At 48.9% G+C, this 25,345-nt stretch carries 25 protein-coding genes, 6 tRNA genes and 2 pseudogenes; 6 read left to right on the top strand and 27 right to left on the bottom strand.

Features of this window, described 5'->3' with window-relative positions; translation table 11 throughout:
• Positions 1-9: 9 nt before the first annotated feature.
• The 9 genes from JCM10914_RS26445 to JCM10914_RS26405 are packed head-to-tail and all read right to left on the bottom strand — an operon-like array spanning position 10 to position 8,938.
• Positions 10-522 carry a prepilin peptidase gene (locus JCM10914_RS26445; RefSeq protein WP_023966819.1) on the bottom strand — a complete coding sequence of 171 codons (513 nt, stop codon included), beginning with the start codon at positions 520-522 and terminating at the stop codon, positions 10-12.
• Positions 523-579: 57 nt separating this feature from the next.
• Positions 580-1,569, bottom strand: coding sequence for a TadE/TadG family type IV pilus assembly protein (locus tag JCM10914_RS26440; protein WP_023966818.1), 990 nt, complete (start codon positions 1,567-1,569; stop codon positions 580-582).
• A 16-nt stretch (positions 1,570-1,585) separates the two neighbouring features.
• Entirely contained in the window at positions 1,586-3,796 is a 2,211-nt protein-coding gene (locus JCM10914_RS26435) for a hypothetical protein (RefSeq protein WP_036720299.1), read from the bottom strand.
• Positions 3,797-3,819: 23 nt separating this feature from the next.
• Positions 3,820-4,482: a TadE family protein gene (locus tag JCM10914_RS26430; protein ID WP_023966813.1), complete on the bottom strand. Its 663-nt coding sequence runs from the start codon at positions 4,480-4,482 to the stop codon at positions 3,820-3,822.
• A 4-nt stretch (positions 4,483-4,486) separates the two neighbouring features.
• Positions 4,487-4,684 (bottom strand): Flp1 family type IVb pilin, encoded by a 198-nt coding sequence (locus JCM10914_RS26425; protein ID WP_023966812.1) that lies wholly within the window; start codon positions 4,682-4,684, stop codon positions 4,487-4,489.
• Between the two features lie 13 nt (positions 4,685-4,697).
• A complete protein-coding gene (locus tag JCM10914_RS26420; protein ID WP_023966810.1) occupies positions 4,698-5,570 on the bottom strand; it encodes a type II secretion system F family protein in 873 nt (290 codons plus the stop codon).
• Positions 5,571-5,584: 14 nt separating this feature from the next.
• Positions 5,585-6,445 carry a type II secretion system F family protein gene (locus tag JCM10914_RS26415; RefSeq protein WP_081739907.1) on the bottom strand — a complete coding sequence of 287 codons (861 nt, stop codon included), beginning with the start codon at positions 6,443-6,445 and terminating at the stop codon, positions 5,585-5,587.
• Positions 6,442-7,686 (bottom strand): CpaF family protein, encoded by a 1,245-nt coding sequence (locus JCM10914_RS26410; protein ID WP_023966806.1) that lies wholly within the window; start codon positions 7,684-7,686, stop codon positions 6,442-6,444. The genes JCM10914_RS26415 and JCM10914_RS26410 overlap by 4 nt, the downstream gene beginning before the upstream one ends.
• Positions 7,679-8,938 (bottom strand): hypothetical protein, encoded by a 1,260-nt coding sequence (locus tag JCM10914_RS26405; protein ID WP_023966803.1) that lies wholly within the window; start codon positions 8,936-8,938, stop codon positions 7,679-7,681. The genes JCM10914_RS26410 and JCM10914_RS26405 overlap by 8 nt, the downstream gene beginning before the upstream one ends.
• A gap of 169 nt (positions 8,939-9,107) precedes the next feature.
• Between JCM10914_RS26405 and JCM10914_RS26400 the strand changes: the two genes are divergently transcribed.
• The 3 genes and pseudogenes from JCM10914_RS26400 (at position 9,108) to JCM10914_RS26390 (ending at position 11,953) form a co-directional block, all read left to right on the top strand.
• Positions 9,108-9,968, top strand: a complete 861-nt coding sequence (locus JCM10914_RS26400; protein WP_023966801.1) for a thermonuclease family protein — start codon at positions 9,108-9,110, stop codon at positions 9,966-9,968.
• Positions 9,969-10,019: 51 nt separating this feature from the next.
• Positions 10,020-11,428, top strand: a pseudogene (locus JCM10914_RS26395) (PepSY-associated TM helix domain-containing protein).
• Positions 11,429-11,470: 42 nt separating this feature from the next.
• Positions 11,471-11,953, top strand: coding sequence for a FixH family protein (locus JCM10914_RS26390; RefSeq protein WP_036720290.1), 483 nt, complete (start codon positions 11,471-11,473; stop codon positions 11,951-11,953).
• On the opposite strand, the gene JCM10914_RS26385 is transcribed toward JCM10914_RS26390, so the two are convergent.
• The 5 genes and pseudogenes from JCM10914_RS26385 to JCM10914_RS26365 form a co-directional block, all read right to left on the bottom strand.
• Positions 11,954-12,376 carry a thiol-disulfide oxidoreductase DCC family protein gene (locus tag JCM10914_RS26385; protein ID WP_023966793.1) on the bottom strand — a complete coding sequence of 141 codons (423 nt, stop codon included), beginning with the start codon at positions 12,374-12,376 and terminating at the stop codon, positions 11,954-11,956.
• 86 nt (positions 12,377-12,462) lie between these two features.
• Complete coding sequence (locus JCM10914_RS26380) at positions 12,463-12,741, bottom strand: hypothetical protein (RefSeq protein WP_036720284.1); 279 nt, start codon at positions 12,739-12,741, stop codon at positions 12,463-12,465.
• 183 nt (positions 12,742-12,924) lie between these two features.
• Positions 12,925-13,344, bottom strand: a complete 420-nt coding sequence (locus JCM10914_RS26375; RefSeq protein WP_023966789.1) for an organic hydroperoxide resistance protein — start codon at positions 13,342-13,344, stop codon at positions 12,925-12,927.
• A gap of 191 nt (positions 13,345-13,535) precedes the next feature.
• Positions 13,536-13,618 (bottom strand) — tRNA-Leu (locus JCM10914_RS26370).
• Between the two features lie 100 nt (positions 13,619-13,718).
• A pseudogene (locus tag JCM10914_RS26365) lies at positions 13,719-14,095 on the bottom strand (helix-turn-helix domain-containing protein).
• 178 nt (positions 14,096-14,273) lie between these two features.
• Between JCM10914_RS26365 and JCM10914_RS26360 the strand changes: the two are divergent.
• Positions 14,274-14,921, top strand: a complete 648-nt coding sequence (locus JCM10914_RS26360) for a hypothetical protein (RefSeq protein ID WP_023966785.1) — start codon at positions 14,274-14,276, stop codon at positions 14,919-14,921.
• A gap of 90 nt (positions 14,922-15,011) precedes the next feature.
• Here JCM10914_RS26360 and JCM10914_RS26355 read toward each other — a convergent pair whose 3' ends face one another.
• The 13 genes from JCM10914_RS26355 to JCM10914_RS26295 form a co-directional block, all read right to left on the bottom strand.
• On the bottom strand, positions 15,012-16,583 hold the full coding sequence (locus tag JCM10914_RS26355; protein WP_023966783.1) for an alpha/beta hydrolase: 1,572 nt from the start codon (positions 16,581-16,583) through the stop codon (positions 15,012-15,014).
• A 20-nt stretch (positions 16,584-16,603) separates the two neighbouring features.
• Positions 16,604-17,623, bottom strand: a complete 1,020-nt coding sequence (locus JCM10914_RS26350) for an iron ABC transporter permease (protein WP_023966781.1) — start codon at positions 17,621-17,623, stop codon at positions 16,604-16,606.
• Positions 17,616-18,623, bottom strand: a complete 1,008-nt coding sequence (locus JCM10914_RS26345) for an iron ABC transporter permease (RefSeq protein WP_023966779.1) — start codon at positions 18,621-18,623, stop codon at positions 17,616-17,618. The genes JCM10914_RS26350 and JCM10914_RS26345 overlap by 8 nt, the downstream gene beginning before the upstream one ends.
• Positions 18,624-18,665: 42 nt before the next feature.
• Positions 18,666-19,688, bottom strand: coding sequence for an ABC transporter substrate-binding protein (locus tag JCM10914_RS26340; RefSeq protein ID WP_023966778.1), 1,023 nt, complete (start codon positions 19,686-19,688; stop codon positions 18,666-18,668).
• 120 nt (positions 19,689-19,808) lie between these two features.
• A complete protein-coding gene (locus JCM10914_RS26335; protein WP_197286876.1) occupies positions 19,809-21,491 on the bottom strand; it encodes an AraC family transcriptional regulator in 1,683 nt (560 codons plus the stop codon).
• A gap of 314 nt (positions 21,492-21,805) precedes the next feature.
• Positions 21,806-22,267: a KGG domain-containing protein gene (locus JCM10914_RS26330; protein WP_023966773.1), complete on the bottom strand. Its 462-nt coding sequence runs from the start codon at positions 22,265-22,267 to the stop codon at positions 21,806-21,808.
• A gap of 235 nt (positions 22,268-22,502) precedes the next feature.
• Positions 22,503-22,585 (bottom strand) — tRNA-Leu (locus tag JCM10914_RS26325).
• A gap of 39 nt (positions 22,586-22,624) precedes the next feature.
• Positions 22,625-22,700, bottom strand: a tRNA-Lys gene (locus tag JCM10914_RS26320).
• A gap of 163 nt (positions 22,701-22,863) precedes the next feature.
• Positions 22,864-22,938, bottom strand: a tRNA-Glu gene (locus JCM10914_RS26315).
• A 93-nt stretch (positions 22,939-23,031) separates the two neighbouring features.
• On the bottom strand, positions 23,032-23,748 hold the full coding sequence (locus JCM10914_RS26310) for a peptidase E (protein WP_036720277.1): 717 nt from the start codon (positions 23,746-23,748) through the stop codon (positions 23,032-23,034).
• 172 nt (positions 23,749-23,920) lie between these two features.
• Positions 23,921-24,009: transfer RNA gene (locus JCM10914_RS26305), tRNA-Ser, on the bottom strand.
• A 7-nt stretch (positions 24,010-24,016) separates the two neighbouring features.
• Positions 24,017-24,092, bottom strand: a tRNA-Asn gene (locus JCM10914_RS26300).
• Between the two features lie 3 nt (positions 24,093-24,095).
• A complete protein-coding gene (locus JCM10914_RS26295) occupies positions 24,096-24,605 on the bottom strand; it encodes a SprT family protein (protein WP_052019931.1) in 510 nt (169 codons plus the stop codon).
• A gap of 116 nt (positions 24,606-24,721) precedes the next feature.
• Here JCM10914_RS26295 and JCM10914_RS26290 point away from each other — a divergent pair, with 116 nt between their 5' ends.
• A complete protein-coding gene (locus JCM10914_RS26290) occupies positions 24,722-25,075 on the top strand; it encodes a hypothetical protein (RefSeq protein ID WP_023966768.1) in 354 nt (117 codons plus the stop codon).
• 82 nt (positions 25,076-25,157) lie between these two features.
• Complete coding sequence (gene cmpA / locus JCM10914_RS29105; protein WP_148300268.1) at positions 25,158-25,289, top strand: cortex morphogenetic protein CmpA; 132 nt, start codon at positions 25,158-25,160, stop codon at positions 25,287-25,289.
• The last annotated feature ends 56 nt before the right edge of the window (positions 25,290-25,345 follow it).

Genomic DNA, 25,345 nt, shown 5'->3' with positions numbered 1-25,345 from the left:
ATCCCCCTCCTACATCTGCAGTACGATATACGCGCTGACTACGCCTGGAAGTACAGCAAGCATAAAAGGAAATCTCAGTTGCTCCTCCTGATTACTCTGCCAGGAGCGCATGCGTTTAAAGACAACAACTCCCAAGATCCCACTAACTAATCGCCCGATTCGCTTCACAGTTTCACGGCGCCATAGTAATATGAACAGCCCAATCACACCTGCAAACAAAACAGAGTACAACACGGACTGCACGGTAAACCAAAACCCTGTCCAAGCCCCTATTCCGCCAAATAACTTCACATCACCTGCACCAACGGCTCCAATGAAATACATCAATAACAGAATGACAAAACCTGCCCCCAATCCCTTCAACGAAAACAACAGGCCATCCCATCCGTTCATGATGCTGTGATAGACAATTCCAATGCCGGTAGCACTCATCGTCAATACATTAGGAATTCTCATGGAGCGAAGATCCGTAATGAAAGCTGTAATTAAATAGAGAGCGCAAATACCATACGCTACAACCATATAAATCCAATCTCCTCTACACCGAACAACGTAATGAATTTGAATGAGGCTCGAATATCATCCATCTCTACCAACGACAGTGAACGGAACCTCAAGCCGCTCACCGTCCGCTGTCTCCACCACGAACAGCCACGTGCCCGGGGTCGTATTAAAACCTACATTCCATTCCCACTCGATATATCCCTGATCGTCCGCTACCTTCCAACCCAGGTATTTAGCCGTACTCTGACCACTTTTGTAAAAGACGGATAGCTGCGCTTGCATCCCCGGTTCAACCTTAACCTTTACAACAGCTTGTTTGCTCGCTATTGCAGGATCCGGCTTCTCCAACAGCTCAATCGAACGGCCTGACTCCGGGTCAGTTCCACCATCGTTATCCCCTTCACCCGTATCACCAATCCACAGCCTCTCGTGCGCTTTAGCCTGCAGTACAATCTTCTTGTTGATAAAGGGAACTCGGATCGGGAGAGCATAGTTCACCTCGATTCCGAAATAGGGGCGCTCGCCGCTCTTCAGATTCGGTATATGAACGTTCGACACATGAAGGCGCTCGTACTCGAGAAGATCACCGGGCATAAATGGCTTCAGGATCGGTTTAACAACCGGATCCAAAATCCCCTCTACGGTCTGGTTTTTAAGCTGCTGAAGCGGCTCCTCTCCTGTAGCGACTGCTTCCATGATCCATTCGTTCACGGGTGACGGAAGGGCTTCGCTATACTGGGCTACCCAGTCGCTTAACGACAGCCTCGGTATCTCCCAGTGGGACGGACTATTCGATTGACCTTCATCTTCTGTCCCGCCTTTATCCGATTGGTTCTGCACGGCAAGGGCGATCGGATACATATGCGCTGACACTGTCTTCACCGTGTCGGAGACTGTAGTCTGCAGTGCGGTAGAGATGAGCGTCATATGGACCATATAAATAAGGAATATCACAAAAAACATGAACATCGGCAGCACAAGCGCAGCCTCAACCACCATGCTGCCTCGTTCCGAACGCGCTCTGCCCTTCCAGAGACCACGCTGTAATAATGCTGATCGTTTCATTCCAGAACCCCTAATCTTAATAGGAAAAATCTGCTTTCCGCGTTACGATATAACGATTGCCTGTAACCTCATCTCCGCCACTGCCAAATACCACGCCAAGCGACTTCGTGACCCCGGGTAGGAACCAGAGCCTCATCGCCGATCGTACTTCCCCGGAAGCATACGTAGCACGCTCGGCTGGATTAATACCTGTATTCCAACGAATGAGGGCCAGCATGCGTGACAGCTTCTTCTCGTTATTGCTGTGAATAAACATAAATATCCGAAGATGATCCCTATACGTCAGTTCAACCGGAACATATTTGGATAACGGGAGGCTTCCCTTCTGACAAAGCCGGATCATATCCTCGATGGCTTTCTCGACCCCATACAAGATAGCAGCAGCCAAAATAGCCAATGGATTCCCTAGTCTACTGTTAACGACTAGGCCCTCCATCGTTCGAATCGCCAATCTCGTTGAGAAGATCTCCGCATAGGCGCCCGCTATGTTCCCAACCGGATTGTGAAAACCATAGAGTATATATTCCACCTCCTGATCGGCGATATGGAATTCCTGACCAATCCCCCCACCACTGCCGGCACCTTCAACCAAGCCGGATAAACGCTTAATATCAAAGTGCTGAAAATAATGTACGGCATATTCATTCTGAAACAACTCATCACGTGCGTTCCCCAATACACTCCCCATAAAACCAAACATGCCGTCCATATTATCCATGGCTGACTTACCCGCTTCATAAGGATCATCATCCATGGACTTTCCCTTATTACGATCAGCCTGCACTGCATTGAATTCCATGCTCTCGTCATAGAACTGTTGAAGCTTGCGGAATTCGTCCATAACTGCCTGCTGCTGATCCATCCCATTAATGGCTTTGATTACCTTGGTAGCTTGTTTTAATTGCTGATCAGCCTGCTTCTCCATCGCCTTGCGTTCCTTATCCGAAGTACGGAATTGCTCAAGTTGAGCTTGTCTCCGGTCAATGACATTGCCGCCTCCAGCAATTCCATAGTTCGATATATAATTCTGCAGACTGCGACTTGCATTCATAATGGTTCCCTTCATGACTTCTCCACCCAATGAGGAGTGCACCGACAATCCAGCTTCGACAACCGACAGAGAGCGATCCCGCTGAACATCGATTTCTTGCTTCAATTCTTCAAGCATGTCCGCACTGTATATTAGACCGTCTGCTTGCTGCCGGATCGACTGTATAATCTCGGCCTCCTCTGCAGAAGCCTCCGCCGAACCAGGCGTGATATCATTCGTCACCTGGTCGTAGCCCAAATTGGATGAACGTGTTTCTGCCTCCTTAATGACTTGTTTCATCTCTTCATTTAAGCTGTTCGCCTCTTCCCATAAGGTGTCAGCCTCTAATAGCAGCTTGTCACGATTACTCTGAAAGCGACTAACTTCTGCCGTTATCCTGGAACCTAGTCCAGACACCCCGCTCTGATAGGCTAGCAGCAGAAGCGTATACAACTTCTCCTCTTCTGGAGCTCGATCAGCATCCTCTTGCCGCTTGACCTTATAATCCTCATATTGAGCAGCCGCATCTTCAGCAGTAGATATACTACCGCCCAGCGAGGAATCGATAATGGAATGATCAGGAGGATCCATAACCAGCTTGGATAGTCTGATCGCTTGTTCTCCTGCTTTGCGCTGCTTCTCCAGCATCTCATCCAGTGCTGCCTCCCGGCTGTCATAAAGCCTGCGCAGCTTTTTAAGCACGTCTACGGTATTGGATGCCTCTTTCATCGACTGTGATAACGGCTTGAACTTGGTGAGAAGCTCCAGCGTAAAATCGATGGGGGCTTTATACTTCATATCTTCGATGATCTGTCGGTTAAAGATTTCGTATGTACCCAGTGGACGCTGGAGTTCCATCCCAGAGCTATCCAGCTCCATCGCCATCAACCGGAACGCATCGCTTCGATCTCCCGGGCGCAAGCTGTCGTTCAGCACATTGCCCATTATCAGATCCGCGCTAGTCGCTCCGAGGGCATAAAGGCCATATGCTTGCTGCAGCTCTGGTTCATAGGAAGACATTACCGAGCGCACTGCCGCTCTCGTCAATCTCTCACTTTGTACCTTTAGCGCGGAGATACGGGAAAAATCGATGAACACTGCCACAAACATAAATACCGCTGCCAACACAATAATGAGAAATACGGACACCGAACCATCGGACGATAGACTCTTTCTGATGTTTCTCTTCCTGGGCATGGACTCCCCTCTCTTGAACATGACTATCGTGAACCTCCGTATTTGTGCAGGACCTCTCCTGCCTTTGTCTTGTCCGTACCGTTACTGTCTCCCTTGAATTTCGCTCCGTAATATCTCATCAAATCCACCGATCGAATGAATTCAACCGGGTCCACCACCACCGACTGTCCGCTGACAGTCAACGTCCCCCCTCCAGCCATCACGCGATGCAGCGGGGTTAGGGATACTTGTTCATGAAGCGTCGTCGTTAATTTCTTAATAAGGAACAAGTTCTGATAGGACATCTCCCCCTGCATCTGAACCGGCACCGCTGTACTGCCCTTAAGCATCTTCGACTCAGGTAAACCGTCGCTACTTCCACCAGGTAACGGAATATTCCTCGCACGGTCCCCCCCGGTCAGACCGAACAATGAACCCAACACATGATCGTCCGTCATCCGCCAATAAAGGGAATCATGCAACCCTGACTGCACCTCTCCGGTGCTGGCAGTCTTGTAACTGTTGTCCCAAATATACGCTGTACGCTCGGAGGCAGCAGCAGAAGCTTGGGCGAGCATCGATTGCTGGTAAATGTATAGGCAAAGGAAGATGAACAACGCGGTAACCAGCAATACGATCGGCAGCACGAGGGAAGCTTCAATCGTGAAGTTGCCGCTGTCATCGTTCCACTTGGTCGAACGTCTCAACTTCCTAGTCAAGGAATTCGTCGGTCTTCGAATTCACGGAGTTAAACAACTTATCGACCAGTTCCATAATCTGATCCTTGAAAATAAGCGCAATAATGAGAATGACGACCAGAATCAGAATCATCTCCAGCGTCCCCAAACCCCTCTCATCTTTCCAAAAAGCCCAAACCCTGTCCTTCATCACCGTAAGCATCATCAACATATCTCAATCCCTTCTAGAAATTCATCATCATAAACGCAGGTGCTCCTAGCAGTACAATAATGACCATAAAGATAATGACCATCGGAAACACCAGTTTCGCTGAAGCCTGCTCTCCCCGCGTTCTTCCGATCGCTTTGCGACGGTCCCACAGCACACGCGATAAATCTCGCAATGCTAACGCAAAGTCGTTGCCTCCGCGCCGGAAATTCAAAAGCACCGTCGTTGTAAATATCGATATCTCCTGCACGGCACATCGTTTATTGAACTGTTCAAAGGCTTGTTGAAACGAATGCCCCCCGTCCCATTCACGAGTCATCGCTCGGAGTTCAACATACAAGGGATGATTCATATCCTGATCTCGTTCAATGCAATGAACCAAAGCACGCTGCACGGTCTCACCGGCACCAACCAGGAGCACCATTTTATTTAATAGCTCAGGCAGCTCTAACAGAATGTCTTCTTCACGCAATTTGACCTTCTTGTCCAAATCCTTCACCAAGGCCGCGGGTAACAATGTTCCTAAGGCTAGGCCCGCCATAATCCCCATCGCTTCACCGGTTATCAAGGACCATACACAACCACCGATTACAAGCAGCCAAGTATACACAAGTGCCTCGGCAATGAAGACCAGCGTTTTCTCCGTGCTGCGGCTCAAGCCATATATCTTCTGGACAGAGCTCTGTATGCGGTAGAACATCATCGGCATGCGCATCGGAATCGCCCCACGTTCCAGCATGAATAACAACGGTGGTGCCAGTCTCTGCATGCGCAGTCCCTTCATAGGCAATCTTGTATGAAGATGGTATCGCTCTCCGCTTATCTGGTTCAGCACCACCCAACCGCCCACAAGCAGAACCGACAGCGTGCCGGATATCCATCCCAGCATGCTTCATCACCTCCTTAAACCTTGACATTCATCATCTTCGTTATCCATAAGAAGCAACCCAACAGCACAGCCAGTGCAAACGTCGATATGACTATGCCAGCCATGCTGCGCATGGGCTCCATATAATCCGGCGACGTCATGTTCATGAACACCAGCAACAGAAACGGTGCTGCCAGTAGCGCCTTCGCTTCGAATCGCTTCTGAGCAATCATGACGGAGATCTCCTGCTGAATATCCAACTTCTCCCCGATGATCGAAGATGTTCTTCGTACCACTTCCACGAGATCACCGCCTGTACGCTTACAGGTCGAGAATACGTCTGCGAAATTCTTGATGTCCTCCATCCCGGATCTGCGGGCAAAATCTTGCAACGCGGCCTCGACTGGTTCACCGTATCCCATTCGAGAAACAATTATTTTAAGCTCAAAGATCATGTCGCTAAGCCCGCCAGGATCGAGCAGCAACAAATCCTCTACGGCTTCCTTAAACCCGTTCTCAACCGATCGCCCCGCAGAAAGAGAAGACGAAAGGGAATATAAAGCCTGCTTGAAGTGCAGGTTCATCGTTGCTTGTCTACGATTAAGCCTGTATTGCCGCCAGAACCGTGGCATAACGAGACCGGCCAAGCCTAAGATCAGGGACAGCACCAGGTTGTAATAGAACAAATAACCGATACCGAAGAAGACCACGCCACCTACGATTATAGAAATGGCGTTTTCTCTTCCTGTTAGACGATACTTAGTGTAATCGGGCAAGATATTGCTGCTCTCATTCGTCCTCCGTAGCTGCCTTACTCCGTTAGGATGATGTCCTATAGACGGTATCTGTTCTCTCTGTTCTTGCGTTCTTCTCATCGACTGCTGCGAACCTCTCATTCTCCGCCCGCTTCCTGCAGCGGCCACGTCGTAAAGCCAGCCATTCGCAATTTATCGGTATGCAGCAGGGGATTGCCACTGGATTCAAGCCCTCCCACAATCCGGCCGCCTGATTCCCCTGCCTCGCTGAAGCGATACAACGAGTTCAAACAAAGTTCTTCTCCGCTCATACCGATGACCTCGCATATCTCCGTGACCCGCCGGGTTCGGTCCCTTAAACGGGACAAGTGAACGAAGATATCAATAGCGGAGCTTATCTGCTTGCGAACAACATGGATCGGAAGATCCGCTCCGCTTAGCACCATCGTCTCCAATCGACTTATCATATCCTCCGTACTATTCGCATGTCCCGTCGATAGACTGCCGTCATGGCCGGTATTCATCGCCTGCAGCATGTCCAGAGCCTCACCTCCGCGAACTTCACCGATCACGATGCGGTTGGGACGCATCCGCAACGAAGAGCGGATCAGATCGCGAATCGTAATCTCGCCCCGTCCCTCGGTATTGGCATTTCTCGTCTCCAACGACACGAGATTAGGGACGGTCACAATCTTGAGTTCAGCCGAGTCCTCAATCGTAATTACACGTTCATCGGGCGGAATATATTGAGATAGCGCGTTCAGGAACGTTGTCTTACCTGAACCCGTTCCACCGCCAATAAATATGTTGTATTTGCCTTTAACCAAGACCTGAAGCAGTTGCGCTGCTTCCTCAGACAAAGCTTGCCTGCGGACAAGTTCATCCATGGTCATCGGTGTAGCCGGAAACTTCCGAATCGTCATGGAAGGACCTTTCAAGGCTACCGGAGGGAGTACGATATTGACTCGTGAGCCGTCCTTCAATCTCGCATCAACGATCGGCGTGGATTCATTGACCACGCGATTCACCGTGCCAACAATAGTCTGAATGATGTCCTCAAGCCGACTCCGGGATTCGAACTGCAGCTCGAGCTTTTTCACTTCTCCATCCTGTTCAATGAATATCTCTTGATGGCTGTTAATCATGATCTCGGAAATGCTCGGATTATCGACCAAAGGCTGAAGAACATCCAATCCGCGGAAGGAATCATACACCCTGCGGACCAACGTTCGTTTGTCCGATGCCGTCAATTCCATCAGCTCTTGCCGATTGAATACCCTATCCTCGATCCGAGCCATCAACTCGGAATTGCCGATGCGAACCGTCATATCAAGTTCGGCACGCACCCCATCCCGCAATGATTTGAACTGTTCCTCAAGCATCATGTCCACCTACAGCAAGAAGGGCTGCCCTATCTGCTCCTTCCAACATCTGCTTGCAATACTTCAATACTTCCCTGCTGAATATGGGCGAGCATAACAGCAGATCCTGTTGATACAACTGTTTCCACGAAGGAATATAAGGCAAGGCAAAATCCACATTCATGTCATGCCGCGGTAATTGATTAACAAGCCCCCCCGCGGATCGATTGATCACAAAACGGCTTCGCTGCATGACCGTCTTGAATATAACAGGATCCTCTCGCTCCAACTGGTGAATCCACATTCCGGTCTTATGCATGCTCATCATGTCATCGAGCAATATCCATAACACCAGTCCTGCTTGTTGGAGTACGGTCTGGACGGCCTCAGAGTTATACTGGTCCGTATCCGCAATGATGATATCGTATTGCCCCGACGATATAAGCGACGTAAGCAGGACATTTACATCACCGGAGGTTATCTCCATTAGCTCCTTAATATGAGCGGTAGGCTCAAACGTATCGCATTTTAATGCTTCATGCTCCTTGATATAAGATGCGAGGCTTACTTGCTCCTTCCCCGGGGATTCCTGGGAAGCTTTAATGTCATACATCAATCTTGTAAAGCTCTTATCTCCGTCGGTCTGACCCATAAATAACAAGCTGCTGTTCACCGTCTCCAGATTCAGATAGAATACCCGTAGGCCAAGCACTGCGAACTGCTTCGCCATATTCATTGCGACTGTGGATTTACCGCTACCGCCTATCGGCGACACCACGCCGATGATCGGTGTGCTATCCATCAATAGCCTCTCTTTCTTCACACTCGCACCCTGGCAGCACCTCATTATAATTTCCAGCAGTTGAGGCAGCGGCTGATATCTGGCGGTAATGTTCCCGCCTTCACCAGCAGCAGATGATGTATGCTCATCACGAAGTAGCAGCCATGGCACAGCCGAATTCCCGCTATTCATCCATTCTTCCAGCATCTGGGCGTCAGCAACCACAAGATCACACCTCTCGCCGCTGTTCATGTAATCCAGGAACCGCTCCTTCTGTGTAAAAGCCTTGGCTTGCACAGCTGTTGCGTACCCGCTAGCCTGCACATAATCGAGCAATGGCTCAACGTATAAAGAATCCTGTATGGCCAGCACGATTCGGGCCGTAATCATAACCCCATCCCTTCCCTCAAATTCAACGCAAAAAAGCACCGTCAATGCCGCGATAACGCGATCACTGAACGGTGCTTCCGTCGATTTGTTATAATTTAACATTAGATTATCACAGTTATTACAGGACAGCAACCCCTTATTTTGTATATATATAGCCCTTAATCACTATTGTCAGAACTAGGATATATAACCTAATATATAGGCTGAGAACTAACGTTCTTAAAAGAAGTTGACGTATATAGCTTCCCCCTACATAGGAGAGTGACATCTAGTGAAGAAATCATGGTTCATCGTAATTCTATCCTTACTGCTGATCGTGGCCGGCTGCAGTCAGCCGTTAATGCCGCCAACAGCCTCCGGTGGAGATCATTCGGCTGGGTCCACACACGCCTCAGATCAGCCTGAGCCCCCATCATCCGACTTCGCTTCATCTGCCAAGTATCCAACCGACGATCTGAACCTTCCCCGAGTTGAAGTCGAACTTGTCAAAGCCGTCGACGGCGATACGATCAGCGTGATGTTCGAGGGCAAGAAGGAGAACGTCCGGCTGCTGCTCATCGATACACCGGAGACGAATCACCCCAAACTGGGCGTGCAGCCTTTCGGCCCCGAGGCCAAGGAGTTCACCAAGGAGCTGGTCGAGCAGGCCCAGCTTCTTGAGTTGGAGTTTGATATCGGTCCGAACCGGGATAAGTATTCACGCTTGCTTGCCTACGTTTACGCGGATGGCATTATGGTTCAGGAAGCCTTGTTGCTAGAGGGGCTCGCACGGGTCGCCTACATTTATCCGCCTAATACTAGGTACGTTGACAAATTTAACGATCTTCAGCGAATCAGCAAAGAGCAGGCATTAGGAATATGGAGCGTGGAGAACTATGCACAGGAGGACGGATTCCATCCAGCAGAATTAAACGGCCGCAACGCACAGGATACGGGTATAACCAACCAAAGCAACATGAACGACATCAAGCCGCCCGAGCAAGGCTGCACAATCAAAGGCAATATCAATTCCAAAGGCGAGAAAATTTATCACACGCAAGATTCCCCATACTATGAGCGGACCAAGCCAGAACAGTGGTTCTGTTCTGAACCGGAAGCCGTTGAGGCTGGCTTCAGAGCTCCCCGAAGATAATAACTTGCAAGCAAACCCTTATTTTATTGAAGAATGAAGGAGTAAATTTTAATGGGGAAAAAGAAGCCGCAAGCTCAATCCAGTCCAAATCCATCGCACACAGCGGAATATGCCGCAAAGTATAAAACTGTGTGGAGATGGCATTTCTATGCCGGGATCATCATCGCGCCGTTTCTGATCATTCTGGCCGTGACCGGCTCCATCTACTTGTTCAAACCCCAGATTGAAGAAAGCCTCTACCGTAACCAATTTACGGTAAGCCCTCAAGTCGAACGCGTAGCACCTACACAATTGATCGGACAAGTAAAAGAACAATATCCGGAAGCCGTCATCCGAAGTTACCGACCGGGCGAGACTGATGCTCGCTCAACGGAAATCGGCATTACAACCGCCAATAATCAAGCCATGACCGTCTTTATGGATCCTTACACCGGCGAACGGATCGGCGAATTGCGTGAACAAGACCGCATCATGAATAAAATCGAAGAGCTGCACGGCGAGCTTATGGCCGGCACGCTTGGAGACCGATTGGTGGAGCTAGTCGCTTGCTGGGCGATACTTCTCCTCATCACCGGCATTTATCTTTGGTGGCCAAGAAAGAACAAGAGCAAAAAGAAGACGGGGCTTGGCGGCATTCTCTATCCCAGACTCGGTAAAGGGAAGACCCTATTCCGGCGGGATCTGCATGCTGTGCCGGCATTCTGGATTGCAGGCGGGATGTTGTTCTTAATTCTTACGGGATTACCATGGTCAGGCTTCTGGGGCAGTCATTTTCAGACCATAGCAACTAATACCGGTGCTGGATACCCACCCACGATTTGGTCAGGCAGTGCGCCAACTTCGCACATCACGCCTACCAAAGAGGTGGCCGATGTACCTTGGCAGCGGAGAATCTAGCTGTTCCGAACTCTACGATCGCAGACTTTACGCCGCTCCCCATAGAGGACGTGATGTATGTCGCAAGAAGCGAGGGTATGCATCCAAGTTACACGATCAGCATTCCTCAGAGCGCTGAAGGCGTGTACACCCTGTCCGCCTATCCACCGAAAGCACAGGATGAAGCAACCATGCATATTGATCAATACAGCGGCGCAGTTCTCGCCGATTATCGTTATGATCATTACGGGGTCGTTGGCAAGGCCGTCGCTCTAGGCATTACTCTTCATAAAGGCACTCAGTTCGGCATACTGAATCAAATCCTCAGCCTGCTGATATGTTTAGGGATTATTCTCATCGCGGTAAGCGGCCTGTATTTATGGTGGAAACGCAAACCGGATCGCAGTCTCGGTGCCCCGAAAGCCGCTGACATTTCACCAAGAAACTTGAGATACCTCCTGTGGATACTCATTGGCTTTGGCATACTGTTTCCGCTTGTTGGTCTCTCATTAATAATTGTTTGGTTGATCGACCGGTTCATTGTGCGTAAGGTGCCTGCGGTCAAGACGTTCTTCAATGCCTAATATAGGGCTTAGATTCGAAAGAAAATGATTAGAATGGAGGATATGATGGTTAAATCCCGTTTCCGCCGTGTTCTTCCGGCTGTACTTGCCGTTCTGCTCCTGGCGGGCTGCTCCCTCAATCCGGATGCGGCAGACCAGTATCATGCAAAGTCTCCATTAATAGCCGAGGTCAACATACCGGAATTATTATCAGCCGGGCAACCCGAAGTGCTAGAGATCGTACTGACACAGGACGGAAAGCGCGTGCCTCGCGCGGACTTCGTGCATTATGAGCTGTGGAGTCATGACGGGGCTCTGAGAGATCCCATGACCGATGCCGTAGAGATTGGGGATGGGGTCTACACGGTAACCAGGACGTTTGAAAAAGAAGGATTGTATTTCATCAAACTTCATTGCGGCAATAATCACTCCATTATCATTCCGCAAAAACCGTTTGCTGTGGGTAAGCTTTCAAACGAGGAGCTTGCATTTCTTCAATCGGAGACACCAATATATCAGGAGAGTGACTCCGCGCATCATCATTAATTAAGACAGGAATCGGCGCCGGATATCCGGCGTCGGAATCATGCACTCATTCGAGCGTCCGAACCAACGATAGCGATGGTTGGCAATCCAGCGATAGACCACATTGCGCAGCACCGGGGGCACGACGATCAGGGCATAACTCAGCGACCAAGGGAATCGCAGTCGACGTGCAATCCGAAGCGCAGCTGTCGACCTGGTATAATACTTCCCATCCTCAATGAACACCATCGTCTCCAGGATACCCCCATCCAGTCCGCCTGTTCTCATCAACGCTTGCCCGATCTCAGATTGAATGGAAGCAAAGTGGAAGATCCCTTGCGGATCCCGCTTAATGATGAACTGGGTCAATCCCTGGCATAAATGACATACACCGTCAATTAACACGATGGCAGACGGTCCATTGTTGTTATCCGGTACTCCCATATAGTCATCCCCCTCTAATGCTTCATTCGCTATATAAAAGAAAAAACGCAGGAACTCACTCCTACGCTAGATCGGAAACGCTTGTATTAATTGTTAACAGCTTTCGCCAGCCACTGGCCGTCGTTCATCTGCTGATCGAATTCATGCGAGAATTTCTCCATGCATTTGCATATGAAATCTTTACGACAAACCGGGCAAGGTACCTTGCCGAGTCGGCTCAGGGCAGTCAATTTCCATTCCGGAAAACGGCTGTAAAACACTCGAATATCCGTTCCATCTGCCGTATGGATAATGAATTCGTAAAGCCCTTCTTTATCATTGCTTCCAGCTGTGGTCACATCTGCAATTTGCGGTCTGTATGCCATGTCATCACCCATTTAATTTATTTAATTCCTTAACACTTCTTTGTACTTTCTGGTACTTAGTCATATTAAAGAATTTTGGAAGGGATGTCAACCGAGCGGCTCTTCATCGTCAACCGAAGAACAAACAAGACAGCCCTCATCATGAGAGCCATCTTGGGTCGTTCCAATATGATTCATCTATTGTTAGTTGACGCTGAGTTCTACATCAATATTGCCGCGAGTCGCTTTGGAATACGGACAGAAAGCATGCGCCTTCTTCGCAAGATCTTCGGCCTGATCGCGTTCAATGCCGGGCATATCGATCTTCAACTTAACGGCAAGCTTGAAGCCATCAGCTCCCTCATCCTTACCGATCATCACCTGGGAGTGTATGACCACATCCTTGAGCTCAACACCCTCTTTACGAGCGATATTCGCCAAGGCACTCTCGTAACACGCCCCATACCCGGCTGCGAACAGCTGCTCCGGATTCGTTCCGTTGCTGCCGTCACCGCCAAGTTCCTTCGGCATACTTAGATTGTGGCTGAGAACTCCGTCACTGGATTGAATAGAGCCTTCACGGCCGCCTGTTACTTTGACATCAGCTGTATATAATGGTTTCATGCTCAATCATCTCCTTCATGCACTATTATGTCTCCACATCTAATCATTAAACGCATGACAGGAATTGAATCGAAAAGTTGACGGTAACCAAGGGTTATCCACATATTACCGCCATTAACGTGCATAACAAAAGACCGTTGCGATAAGATGGGACGTTCCACCTTCACAACGGTCTTATGAAAAACTATGGATGCGGTAGAGAGGACTCGAACCTCCACGGGTATACACCCACTACCCCCTCAAGATAGCGTGTCTGCCATTCCACCACTACCGCATATAATCAGAAATGTTCATGCAGCGAACATTCCCTATTATACTGCCCTGGTAACTAAAAGTAAAGTACCTTTCTAAAAGGCTACCTTCCATATAGATCATTACGGGGTATCGTTCCCTTTTTCCTTCTTCTTAGCTTTGCGCTGGATCGTAAAATCGATGTATTCACGAATAAACTCCCGCTCACTCTTGGCCAAATCAGACATATTCGTAAGAATCACCGCCTCCGCATCTATATCATATTCTCCTCGTGTTTCGTTTACGCGGATCGAAGGGTTGCCTTTACCTATGATCAGCCAATCCAGGCTCACAGAGAAAAATGCAGCGATTTCAATCAATTTATTCGTACTTGGCGTTGTTTTCCCTCTCTTCCAGTCACCAAAATTTCCTGTGCTGATTCCGAGGGTTTCACAAAACGCCTTCTTGGTCATACCTCGCTTTCTATGAGATGTTCGATTCGTTGGTAAATAGACTGCATCAAACAACCGCCTTCCTATTTCTCTTTTTAAAGGAAATATCTTATGTACGTATTTTTTACTTGCAAAAAAACTTAAATAAGTGTATAATTGGACTACATTGCCTAAATTATACCATAGTACTCATTGATCGTTGTACCTTTTACTCATGAGTCTATTACCGTAAGAGGAGTGAGTAATTTGCACCGCGATACGCTAACGTCATCTTGGGACCACGCTGTCCATTCTCTGAACCTTGGTCTCATGCTGATCAGACCGGACGGTATCATCGCTAATATTAACAATCGGCTATTATCTATGGCTGAACAGTACGGAGTCTCCCCTGATTTTACACGGCAAGGAGCCTCTTTTTTTGAGCTTAGATCGCAGTATCTCCCCCCATCGCCCTTTGATCCATTCTTTGACGAAATCAACTGGACAACGATTGAGGACGTGCTGCAAGGAAGCGTTTCTGAATATTCATTTGAATATGCCGTTCGATGGAGCGATGCAGAGAGCTGGATTTTGTGTGAAGTCATACCGATGCAAATTGGCAAGGATCATCCCGTGCAGGGCATCCTCCTCTCCTTTACAGACATTACTCGATTCAAACGCAAAGAATTACGGCTGGAGCAAGCCCTTGCCCATAGTTTCCCCTTACCGGGACATATTCCTATCTGTGCGGTCTGCAAGCACGTAAGACATGCAGAGGATTGGGAGCCCGTTGAGAGCTATCTTGAAAGCCGACTCCCCATTGAATTCACTCATGACATATGCCCGGATTGCATACGCAGATTATATCCCAAGTATTCCTCCATCCTCGATGACCCCCACCTGCCAGAAGACTAACATGACAAAATAAGCAGCCTGACTACCCCGTCCATGGATTAGGATGGATATCAAGCTGCTCTCATTATAATAAAACGTTCTCCGTTATTTTCAGTCCGCAGATGAACTCGTCACCAGTCGTAGCAGGGGGCTGATCAGTGCTGGCAGAATCGAGACATGCCCTTCCCCCTCCACCTCTACAAAAGTCGTCTCTAACGTCTCTGGGTTACCTCTGAGAACTGAATTCATATTGCGGGCGTCCTGTACCATTGACGGCTTCTCATTTGTACCTACATATAAATGCAACTGCGGCTTGCTCTCGCATTGTCGAATGTTAGCGATTCCATCCTGACATAACTTGCAGAGCATATGATCCTTCCACCAGATGGATGGACTTGCTGCCACATACCGCTGAAAGCGCTCCGGCTTGGTAAACAAGACATACATAGTAAAGAATCCGCCAAGCGAGTGCCCGAACAAAGTCTGTTGGCGCCGATTAACCGGATAGCGCCGTTCAACCTCAGGCTTTAGTTGTTCTTCAATAAAAGTTAAGAACTCCTCTGCACCACCGGTTGCCGGCCATTTCGATCCATCCGGCCTTGCCGGTAATTCTTCCTGGGAAGCCTCGATCGTATAATCACGAAAGCGTTCCTCCGTTACGATCGGGGACTCACTGTCATATCCTATTCCCACAATGATCGCTGGTGCAATACCGCGCGGAGTACGGGACTGCAGGCGGATCGCTTCAGCAAGGGAGCCAAAGGTGGCATTGCCATCAAGCGAATATAGTATCGGATAGCCATCCTCGGGAGGCGGCCCCATCGGCTCCGTTATAAATATACGATAATCGCAATCCGTCGTGTGAGAGCGCATCGACCAGGTCACAGTGCCGGGAATTCGGAAGCACTCAGCATTATTCATATCAGGCCTTGTTCCACTTGAAGTCTCCTTGGTTGAGAAATGCCAGCGCAGCGCGTCGATGAAACGTCTGGACATGAAGATGGCATCATGCGTCCCGTCAGCATCCACTTCAAGCTGTAATCTGCCGGCCGCCGCTCCATCCTTCACCCATAACTGGAACGCCTCCAGATTATTCGGATACATATAACGCTGAAGGTTTGTTTTGTAGGCTCCTTCAACTTGTCCAACAGACATAAACACTTGCAGGGTTGGGGGCAAGACCTTCTGTTCACGAATGAAATCCAGAACGCCCACATACCACAGCGATGCGGAGAGCATACCAATACGTCCAAAAGTTTCAGGACGCCAGTACCCTGCGAACATCGATATCAAGCCGCCGAAAGATCCTCCCATGATCGCTGTATGCTGAGGTTCGGTTAGTGTTCTATAGTGACTGTCGATATGGGTTTTGATAACATCAGCCACTTCGTCAACGTATGATTTGCCTTGCCCCCCAAAAGATGGTCTGTCCTGAAGCAGCGCCTCAGCGGGCCATGGCGTATATTCATCGTTCCGGTTAAAGGGGGAAATTCCGACAAGAATCACTTCCTCCACTTCTCCCGCGATAAACAAATGCTCCACATAATTGAGGCTATCTGTAAACAGCTCTCCGTTATCCTGTACATAAACAACTGGATATGAACGAATCGAATTCTTATAGGAGGGGGGCAGGTACAAGATAATCTTTCTGTCCCCGAGCACTAGTTCCTGATAATGATTCATAGCAACCTCTCCATGCTCGTTTATTTTCTCATGCGAAATAACAAATAGACAAAATAAGGTACACCAATCACAGAAACCACGATGCCGGCTGCAAGCTCAGCCGGGGCAAAGATGGATCTGCCAATGAAATCGGCAACCACAACGATAGCCATCCCCGCAATGCCGCTGATTGGAAGGATATGCCTATGCTGCAAACCGACAAGTTGCCTGGCCAGATGAGGCGCGAGCAATCCAACAAAGCCGATGCTGCCCGATACAGCGACACTCGCGCTCACAAGACCGATGCTGCACAGGAGCAGTATATTTTTTTCCCGTTCCACGGCTACACCGACGCTCTTCACACTTGCCTCGCTTAATTGGAACAAATCAAGAATACGAGAACGTGTCCATATGATCGGTGGAATAAGAATCAGCCACGGCAGCATCGTCACCACGAACTTCCAGTTGGCACTGTGAAGACTGCCGGCCAGCCAAGTTACGGCTGCTTCATAATCTTTCGGATTCATCTTCAATGATACGTACATCGTGATTGCGCCGAATCCTGATGCAATCGCGATCCCGACCAAGATGAGCCGCTGCGGATCCAATTGGCCGCCATCTCTGGCGAACATATAGATCGCTGCCGTTGCGGCCAAGCCGCCCGCCGCACCGAACATGGGCATCATCATGACGCCTGCCCAGCCCGTGAGTGTTAACTGCCCCTGAAACAGGAACATGAATAATACAACCGCCATACCGGCTCCCGCATTAATGCCAAGAATGCCTGGATCGGCCAGACCATTGCGAGTAACCCCTTGAATGACGGCTCCCGCCATTCCGAGTGCAAATCCGACCAACGCTCCAAGCATGATGCGGGGCAGGCGGAATTCGAATACAACGAGGTCATAATCCGAATTCGGTTCGATTCGCAAGAGCGTCTGGAACACTTCCCGGATCGTAATGTCAAAAGTGCCGTTGGTCAGGCTGAAATAAACCGCAAGCAGCACTACGGCAATTCCACCGACCAATGCGAGAGGGAATCTCGGTGAAGCTTTATGCACGTTGACGCCCTCCCCTCGTCTTAATCAGATATAGGAAGAAAGGCACACCGATCAAGGCTGTTATGACACCGACCGGCGTTTCGAACGGATAATTGACGAACCTGGCGAGAATGTCACATAGCGCGAGAAACATCCCGCCCAGTACGCCTGATACAGGCACAATCCAGCGATAATCCGAGCCTGACAGAAACCGTGCAACATGCGGGATAATCAGACCGACAAAAGCAACTTTACCGGCAAGTGCAACCGAAACGCCTGTTAGAATAACGACTGCCAGCATCGCAAGTCCCTTGATCAGCCATGTCTTTACGCCAAGCCCTTTCGCAGTTTCTTCTCCAAGGGAGAGCAGCGTGATGGATTTCGACAAGACGATGGCCAGCAGCAGACCAATAACTGCAAACGGGATGCTGAGCTTAATCAGTTCGGGGTCTATGGCGTGCAGGCGCGCGTTATACCAGAAGCTGATACTCTGCGAGACTTGAAAATAGGCAGCCAGCGCTTCGGCTGTACCACTGAGGAAGGTACCGATCACCGTGCCGAGTATCGCCAACCGAACCGGACTGAATCCGCCCGGAATTAGCCATGCCAGACCAAAAACGATCCCAGCTCCGATCGCAGAGCCGATCAATGAACTGACAATGTACATATTGGAACTTGCACTCGGCATGAATACCATGAACATCGTGACCGCGAACACCGAGCCATCCGATACCCCCATTATCGAGGGGGAGGCCAAGTAGTTCCTGGTCATCCCCTGCATGAGCGCGCCGGATACAGCTAGAAAAGCACCGATCAGCATCGCACCAATAACCCTGGGCAAGCGGGAACTTACAATAATCTGATGATCCAGACTGTCTGGATCAAAGGCAAAGATGGAAGCCCAGACGGTATCCACCGTGATGTTCTTGGCTCCATATAATATGGAGCCAGCGATAAGTAATAAACATACTGCCGGGGTCATCAAAAGGATGACGACCGGCAGCGACTTTTTGAACCCCATAAACAACACGCCTTATACGTTTAGACTAGAAATGCTTGTTCTCTATTTATTCAAGTGCTCAACTGCTGCTTTAAGAAACTCGATTTTACTGTACGCCGTTCCACCTTGAGCCAGCGGATCCACAACATTAACGAATGCGGTGCCGTTCTTGAACGATTTCAAATTTTTCATGATCGGATCATTCTGGAGTTCTTCCAACGCTTTAGGCGCATCCGTGTTCTCTTCCGGTGAGAATTGGAGGAAGATGTAGTCCGGATTCATCTCGGCCAGCTTCTCCTTGGATACGAGTTCCTGCGCTTGAGCAGCTTCGACTTCAGCAGGGACCGCAATTCCCATATCCTCATACAGTACAGGGTTAAAGAATACGCCTGCAGGATAAATGTACATTTCACCCTGACGGATTCGAATCGTAATCACGCTCTTGTCATTTAGGGTATCCCCGATCGATTCCTTCGCTGTAACCAGGTCTTCTTTGTACTTAGAAATTTCTTGCTCAGCCTGTTCCTGTTTACCGCTGATTTCACCCAGCAATCTCAGATTTTCTTCCCAATTCGTAGATATGTGAGAGTAAGGAATCATCGTTGCGATCTTGCTTAACTGTTCCGCCACTTCCGGTTTGAATTTCGATGTACCCAGAATAACATCAGGCTTCAACGAAAGAATGGTCTCGAAATTCGGCTCTATCTTCTCACCGATCGACTGAGCATTCTCTGTGACCGATTCGAACAGTGGCGGGAATTTGCCAGAAAAGCTGATCGCTCCGACCGGTTTCACATCCAGAACGATGGCATCCTCCATCGCTTCAACAGCACCGGTAATGACAATCCGCTCAACCTGCTCTGGAATCGTATATTCCTGATCAAGATAGGTAATAACCCTGGTCTTGGACTCTGTTCCTTCATCCATCTTCGTTTCCTCGGTATTGCTTTCAGGCGCAGGGTTCGTGCTCTCGGTTCCTTGATTCGCACCCGCTCCTTCTTTATCTTGAGTTTCGTTGCCTCCACACGCGGATAGCACCAAAGCAAATGTCAGTAACAGTCCGAAAACCAGCTTCATATTTCTCATGTTTCTCTTGTTTCCCCTTCCATCGCTAAAATCATTTCATAATGATAATGATAATGATTATCATTATTGATTATAGTAGATGATTTAGCTGCAATTCACCATGGACAATACTCGGATGCTTCATGGATTTTTGTCGGAAAATAGGCGCAGCGCCTCATCTGCCATTCGTTCCATCGCCACAGGTGAATATTCTCGCCATGGATACGACGACAGTTGGTGGAATGTACCTGCCCTAACGGCAGGTATATTCAGCCATTCCGGACTTGCCTGAAGTTCTCTCCAGTGCGCAAGCGTCTCCGAATCTTGACGAATAAGCAACAAAATATGATGCGCGTTGCAGTTCTTCATCTGTTCGATGGTCAGCAACTCACCTTCCGTCAACTCGAATGGAATCGCTGGTATAAAATTCAGTTGTTCATACAGTAGCTCTCTCATTCCCCGATGATGATATAACTGCATTTTACCTAGGTGCAGACGTGCTGTCAGAAGTCGTTGTTCACGTTTGTCCATCTCGGGCAACGCCTCCCGAAGATGCTCAATCTTGCGCTGGAACGATTGGATCCACACTGCCGCTTCGTGCTGTCTGTCCACAATCCTGGCGAGCTCCAGCAGGTTGTGCTGCCATCCCGCCTCTTCCCCCGGCATTTCAAATATTGGCGCGATTTGCTTCAACTGCTCTCTTTCCCAATCGTCAATACCTGCTGCACATATAATGAACTCCGGCCTTGCAGCAGCCAGTTTCGCCAGGTTCGCTGCCTTATTATGATTCTGCCGATAGGCATCCAACTGCACGGGAATCTCCGGTCCCAGTGAATCATAATAATACTGCGACCATTTCGGATGAAGCGGTGCCGCATATGGCGTGAAATGAAGGGGGATCGCATATCCCAGCAAGGTGCTGGAGCCATACATCGCCCATTTATTTTTTTGGTTCTTCAGGTACTGCGACGGGGATATGCCAAAAGCTTTTTTGAATTTGCGGCTAAAATAAAACTCATCTTTATAGCCCACGATATGGGCGATATCCCGTAATAGAGCATCGGAGCCGAGCATGAACTGCTTCGCCTTATTCAAGCGAATCTGAGCCAAATACTCCATCGCGCTAAGTCCATAAGTCTTTTTGTATACCTCAACCAGATATTTCGGGCTCAGGTCAGCAAGCGCTGCTAATTGATCGATCGTTATGTCCTCGTCAAAGTGCTCCTCGATATATTCCTTCACCCGCTCCAGTGCTTGAACCCGGCCATTCTTGGAGCGCGGATCATTCTCGGACAGCATCGTATAGATCATTTCCTGAAAATCAAGCTGGACTCTCCATCTCTCCATCGGTGATTGTGTATCTAAATTTCTGTGGAGCGATCGGCACAACATGTGAATCCGTTCAGGTGATCCTAATACAAACAGACCGTCGCTTGGCATGAATGCGGATGCTTCTGCCCTCATCCATGCTCCGGAAGAGTCTGAAGCTTGATATAGATCGAAATGGACGATCGCCACCATGATTTGTTCCTGATTCATAGAAAATGCATGGGTACAACCCTGTATGCCAAAGGTTGAACCCGGTGCGCAATAATAAGCACAGCCCTTTATCATTCGGGTAAGCTGCTTGGCCTGATACAGATTTGCTTCACCGCTGAAGGGAATCACTAGCGCCGGTTGAAAGGTTAATTGCTGTTCCATCGGTAGCTCCACAGCATGAAATATCTCAACGTTCCATAAACGTGCCATGATATCCGGCTGTTCTAATCGTGATGCCGTGCCAGAAGATCTATCGGTTGGGTCATTCTTTGCTTCATTTAACATATGTAAATCCATCTCCCTTAAACTCATCTCATTTCATTGAGAATGGTTATCATTATCATATAATCACACCCCTTTCCCGTTGTCTAGTCTCGATATGTATTTCGCCCACTTTCCTTTCACGGAGCAAACCAAAAACAAGGCTCTTCCCTTCGGTCTGCACGGACCGTGAGAAAGCCTTGTTTTATGATAGATTATCCTATATGAATGGAAGGTTTCAGTTAATGGGTCGCAGCGAATCCACAGGCGGGTCTTTTGAATGCGCAAGCTCTGGCCCCCACCTCGTAAACCCTCTTCTCGTGCCGATAGGCTGTTCGTCAGGGTCGCCGATAACGTTGCCTGGGCCGTAAACGCCCCTCGCTCCCCGTGCGGTTATCCGCTTGGCGGCTTAATTTGGCGTCCTCCGTATGGCCCCTCATCTCACTGCCCATTTGCCCAATTTCTTGATAGAACTCTCGCTCATGGGTGTGGGAAGTAGTCTGGCCACCTTTCTGCCCAATTCGTTCATAAAAGGTCTTCGTATGCGATTCGGCCGTCGCCGATCCTCCCTTTTTACCAATCTCCTGATAAAATTCCCGGTCATGGGTTTTGGATGTCGACTCGCCGCCTTTTCTCCCAATCTCCTGATAGAATTCGCGATCATGGGAGTTAGCGGTCGCTTTGCCGCCTTTCCGTCCAATTTCCTGATAAAATTCTCTCGTGTGTTTGTTCGCAGTAGCTTCTCCACCTAAACGTCCTGCTTCTTCACGGCTCATTTTCTGTTTCGAATTGTTAGCCATTCTGAATCACTCCTAGTAGGTATTTGGAAGTTGTTGCTCGTCCACGGTATCATATTAACCGTGTGAATTATGATGAAACATCTGGATATGCGTAAATACGCAATTCCATTTGGTAAATCCCCAACTTAAAACCTTGATGCGCTCATGAAAATTACGTTGTTGAGCACAAACAAAAATTAAGGTTCAAAACACAAAAAGAAGTCCCACACCAAGGTGTGGGACTTCTCATTCTGTATGCGGTAGAGAGGACTCGAACCTCCACGGGTATACACCCACTACCCCCTCAAGATAGCGTGTCTGCCATTCCACCACTACCGCATAATATAAGGGACTAACATTTGTAAATAAGGTAAATCATGGTGAGCCATGAAGGACTCGAACCTTCGACACCCTGATTAAAAGTCAGGTGCTCTACCAACTGAGCTAATGGCTCTCGATGACAATCATGTAGTTGCCAAGGCTCCGACAAACCGTAGCCGTTCTCATATAAGAAAGTGGTGACCCGTAGGGGATGCTCTCTCTTCGTTCGAGACTGCGAAGCTTATCCTAACGATGCCTATGCTTCGACGAACCGTAGTGGTTCTCATATAAGAAAGTGGTGACCCGTAGGGGATTCGAACCCCTGTTACCTCCGTGAAAGGGAGGTGTCTTAACCCCTTGACCAACGGGCCACTTTAACCACGTCGCCGTGACGACAAGATTGAGTATAGCATAATTTCAAAAATGATGGCAAGCTTTTTTTTCTGAGAAATTCATATTTTTATTTAGCGTAAATAAGCCCCTTCATCTCCTAGATATTCGGTTGGCATTTCCTGTTCATTGACCATGTTTCCTTCTTGTTTCACGTAATAAGCTCTCGCAGTTTCCCGCGAACTTACAACCCGCTCTAAACGCTCATCAATGAAATGCAGCGCAGCTCCATCATCGGCCGCATATCCGCTCTGTGCTTCACCGGATTGTATCAGGCGCTGGTATGACGGTCTTCTCTCACTGTCACCATCATAATGAGGGCAATGGCTTCCCTCTAACAATCCCAATCCTCTCAGCGTATATAATGGTGCATTTATCGGATCCGTAATTCCCTCCGCGAACCAGCAGTTGGAGCCTGCGCTTAAGCCGGTCAATATCACCCCTCGGGCATACGCTTCCTTTAGAATCGCATCCAGTCCCCATTCCCGCCATAGGACGAGCATGTTCCGCGTATTTCCACCACCCACATATATGATATCGTGCTCAAGCACATACGATGCCAGTTCATGAAAGTTCGGATTAAATAAAGAGAGGTGGCTAGGTCTGCAGGGCAGCGTCCGAAACGAATGATAGAAGCGTTCGATGTAATTGTCCGCATCTCCGCTCGCTGTGGGTATGAAGCATACTTTAGGCATTTCCGTGGGCACTTGAGCTAACACATAACGGTCCAGCAGCAGATTGTCCGGCTCCATAGAGAAGCCGCCCCCGCCCATCGCTATAATCTGTTTCATTCCTTCCTCATCCTCCATTTTAAATAGAAAAGCGCGAATCATCCTCGCGATCCGCGTTTATCCGATAACGAAGCCTATGCTCCGACGTCCCCTCTATTGAGGGTTCTCATCCCTATGCAAGGAAAGCTCCCAGTCACCTTCGTGACGGGAGCTTCCTGATGTATTCCTGAAACGGAGAGAGAGGGATTCGAACCCTCGCACCGCTTACGCAGTCTAACCCCTTAGCAGAGGGTCCCCTTATAGCCACTTGGGTATCTCTCCAAATGAATGGCTCCCCGAACAGGACTCGAACCTGTGACAACTCGATTAACAGTCGAGTGCTCTACCAACTGAGCTATCAGGGAACATTAAGTAGAATAATAATAATTTATCATGACTTCTTGGGGGAGTCGAAGAGATAGAAGCGTGAGTCGGCCGCTGCATTGGCCACATCGATAACGGGCCGGATTCATTTTCCGTTTCCGTAAGTATTCAGCCCCGCAGGCATTACAGCGCAATTTGTAGCGATAAGGTTCGGGTTGTCGACGGCCCGGGGTATTCTTGGGCAGCGATTGGCAGAATCGGCTTCCGCCCACAGCCTGAAGCAGGTTTTTAAAATCCGCATCCCGATGACGGTATCCTCTTCCGGCCAGATGAAGATGATAATGGCACAACTCGTGCTTGATGATCTTCTCCACCTCATCCACGCCATGCGTCTCCAATTGATGCGGGTTAATCTCGATATGATGGCTCTTCATAAAATACCGACCGCCGGTTGATGACAATCTTCTATTAAAGGTGGCCTTATGTCTAAACGGAATGCGAAAGCTCTCCAGGGAGATTCGCTCGACCCATGCCTGCAACTGTTCGTTGCTCATTGTATTCATCGTTCCTCGCCTATTCCTTTCCGATGTGCTTGTAAATGTTACTTGAATTTTAACTTCCCTGTGGGCTACACTGTCAAGTAGAAAGTATGGAGGGAGAACCTGCAATTATGCCGAACATGCGTTACGTGATCTTACAACATCAGAACGAGCTGCAATTCGTGGAAATGCCAAGTGACTACGCTTACCAACTCAGTGCCCTAAATCTACGCCTACATAAGGAAATCGATAAGTTGACCGCTCCAGGCAAACCGCAGTTGCCGCTTGCTGTAGCAGAATGTGATCGACTTGACCTGCTCCAAGAGACATTGCGCGTTCAAGGCGGGCTGGATTACATAAACGAACTTGAGCAATCCTTCGCATCATTGAACGAGAATGAATATCCTCTAATCTCGCTGCTGACGGAAATCCGCGCGCTGCAAGCGCAACTGGAGCAGTGGTACGAGGAAGAAGCAGGGGAATAAAATCGAGGTAGACCTGCACGCTTTGGGCTACTTCTCCATATGCTATCCATACAGACGGAATTAGCAAGAGGAGGAGATACCCTTGCCACAATGGCTCTGCAATCAATTGTCACGCGCTTATCGCAATAAGGACAGAAGGCAGATTAAGCTGCTGAACGAATGCTGGTTCTTTTACCGGAATTCGCCGGGCGAAGATAACACGAACGCCCGCTGAGGGCGTGCTGCACTCCCTATCGTTGAATTTCAAGCAAGTACAACAAGCCGGACACC

Origin of the sequence: Paenibacillus sp. JCM 10914 (genome assembly GCF_001315105.1) — a bacterium.
GTDB lineage: Bacteria > Bacillota > Bacilli > Paenibacillales > Paenibacillaceae > Paenibacillus_AQ.
This window is presented reverse-complemented; position numbering and strand designations above follow the sequence as displayed.

Coding starts and splice junctions, on each gene's coding strand:
- JCM10914_RS26445 (WP_023966819.1), bottom strand. CDS start 522: ATGGTTGTAGCGTATGGTATTTGCGCTCTCTATTTAATTACAGCTTTC.
- JCM10914_RS26310 (WP_036720277.1), bottom strand. CDS start 23,748: ATGAAACAGATTATAGCGATGGGCGGGGGCGGCTTCTCTATGGAGCCG.
- JCM10914_RS26440 (WP_023966818.1), bottom strand. CDS start 1,569: ATGAAACGATCAGCATTATTACAGCGTGGTCTCTGGAAGGGCAGAGCG.
- JCM10914_RS26295 (WP_052019931.1), bottom strand. CDS start 24,605: ATGAGCAACGAACAGTTGCAGGCATGGGTCGAGCGAATCTCCCTGGAG.
- JCM10914_RS26340 (WP_023966778.1), bottom strand. CDS start 19,688: ATGAGAAATATGAAGCTGGTTTTCGGACTGTTACTGACATTTGCTTTG.
- JCM10914_RS26415 (WP_081739907.1), bottom strand. CDS start 6,445: ATGAGAGGTTCGCAGCAGTCGATGAGAAGAACGCAAGAACAGAGAGAA.
- JCM10914_RS26375 (WP_023966789.1), bottom strand. CDS start 13,344: ATGAAACCATTATATACAGCTGATGTCAAAGTAACAGGCGGCCGTGAA.
- JCM10914_RS26385 (WP_023966793.1), bottom strand. CDS start 12,376: ATGGGAGTACCGGATAACAACAATGGACCGTCTGCCATCGTGTTAATT.
- JCM10914_RS26435 (WP_036720299.1), bottom strand. CDS start 3,796: ATGCCCAGGAAGAGAAACATCAGAAAGAGTCTATCGTCCGATGGTTCG.
- JCM10914_RS26355 (WP_023966783.1), bottom strand. CDS start 16,583: ATGAATCATTATCAGGAACTAGTGCTCGGGGACAGAAAGATTATCTTG.
- JCM10914_RS26345 (WP_023966779.1), bottom strand. CDS start 18,623: ATGGGGTTCAAAAAGTCGCTGCCGGTCGTCATCCTTTTGATGACCCCG.
- JCM10914_RS26420 (WP_023966810.1), bottom strand. CDS start 5,570: ATGCTGGGATGGATATCCGGCACGCTGTCGGTTCTGCTTGTGGGCGGT.
- JCM10914_RS26335 (WP_197286876.1), bottom strand. CDS start 21,491: ATGTTAAATGAAGCAAAGAATGACCCAACCGATAGATCTTCTGGCACG.
- JCM10914_RS26410 (WP_023966806.1), bottom strand. CDS start 7,686: ATGCTTGAGGAACAGTTCAAATCATTGCGGGATGGGGTGCGTGCCGAA.
- JCM10914_RS26405 (WP_023966803.1), bottom strand. CDS start 8,938: ATGTTAAATTATAACAAATCGACGGAAGCACCGTTCAGTGATCGCGTT.
- JCM10914_RS26330 (WP_023966773.1), bottom strand. CDS start 22,267: ATGGCTAACAATTCGAAACAGAAAATGAGCCGTGAAGAAGCAGGACGT.
- JCM10914_RS26390 (WP_036720290.1), top strand. CDS start 11,471: ATGATGGTTAAATCCCGTTTCCGCCGTGTTCTTCCGGCTGTACTTGCC.
- JCM10914_RS26290 (WP_023966768.1), top strand. CDS start 24,722: ATGCCGAACATGCGTTACGTGATCTTACAACATCAGAACGAGCTGCAA.
- JCM10914_RS26380 (WP_036720284.1), bottom strand. CDS start 12,741: ATGGCATACAGACCGCAAATTGCAGATGTGACCACAGCTGGAAGCAAT.
- JCM10914_RS26425 (WP_023966812.1), bottom strand. CDS start 4,684: ATGTTGATGATGCTTACGGTGATGAAGGACAGGGTTTGGGCTTTTTGG.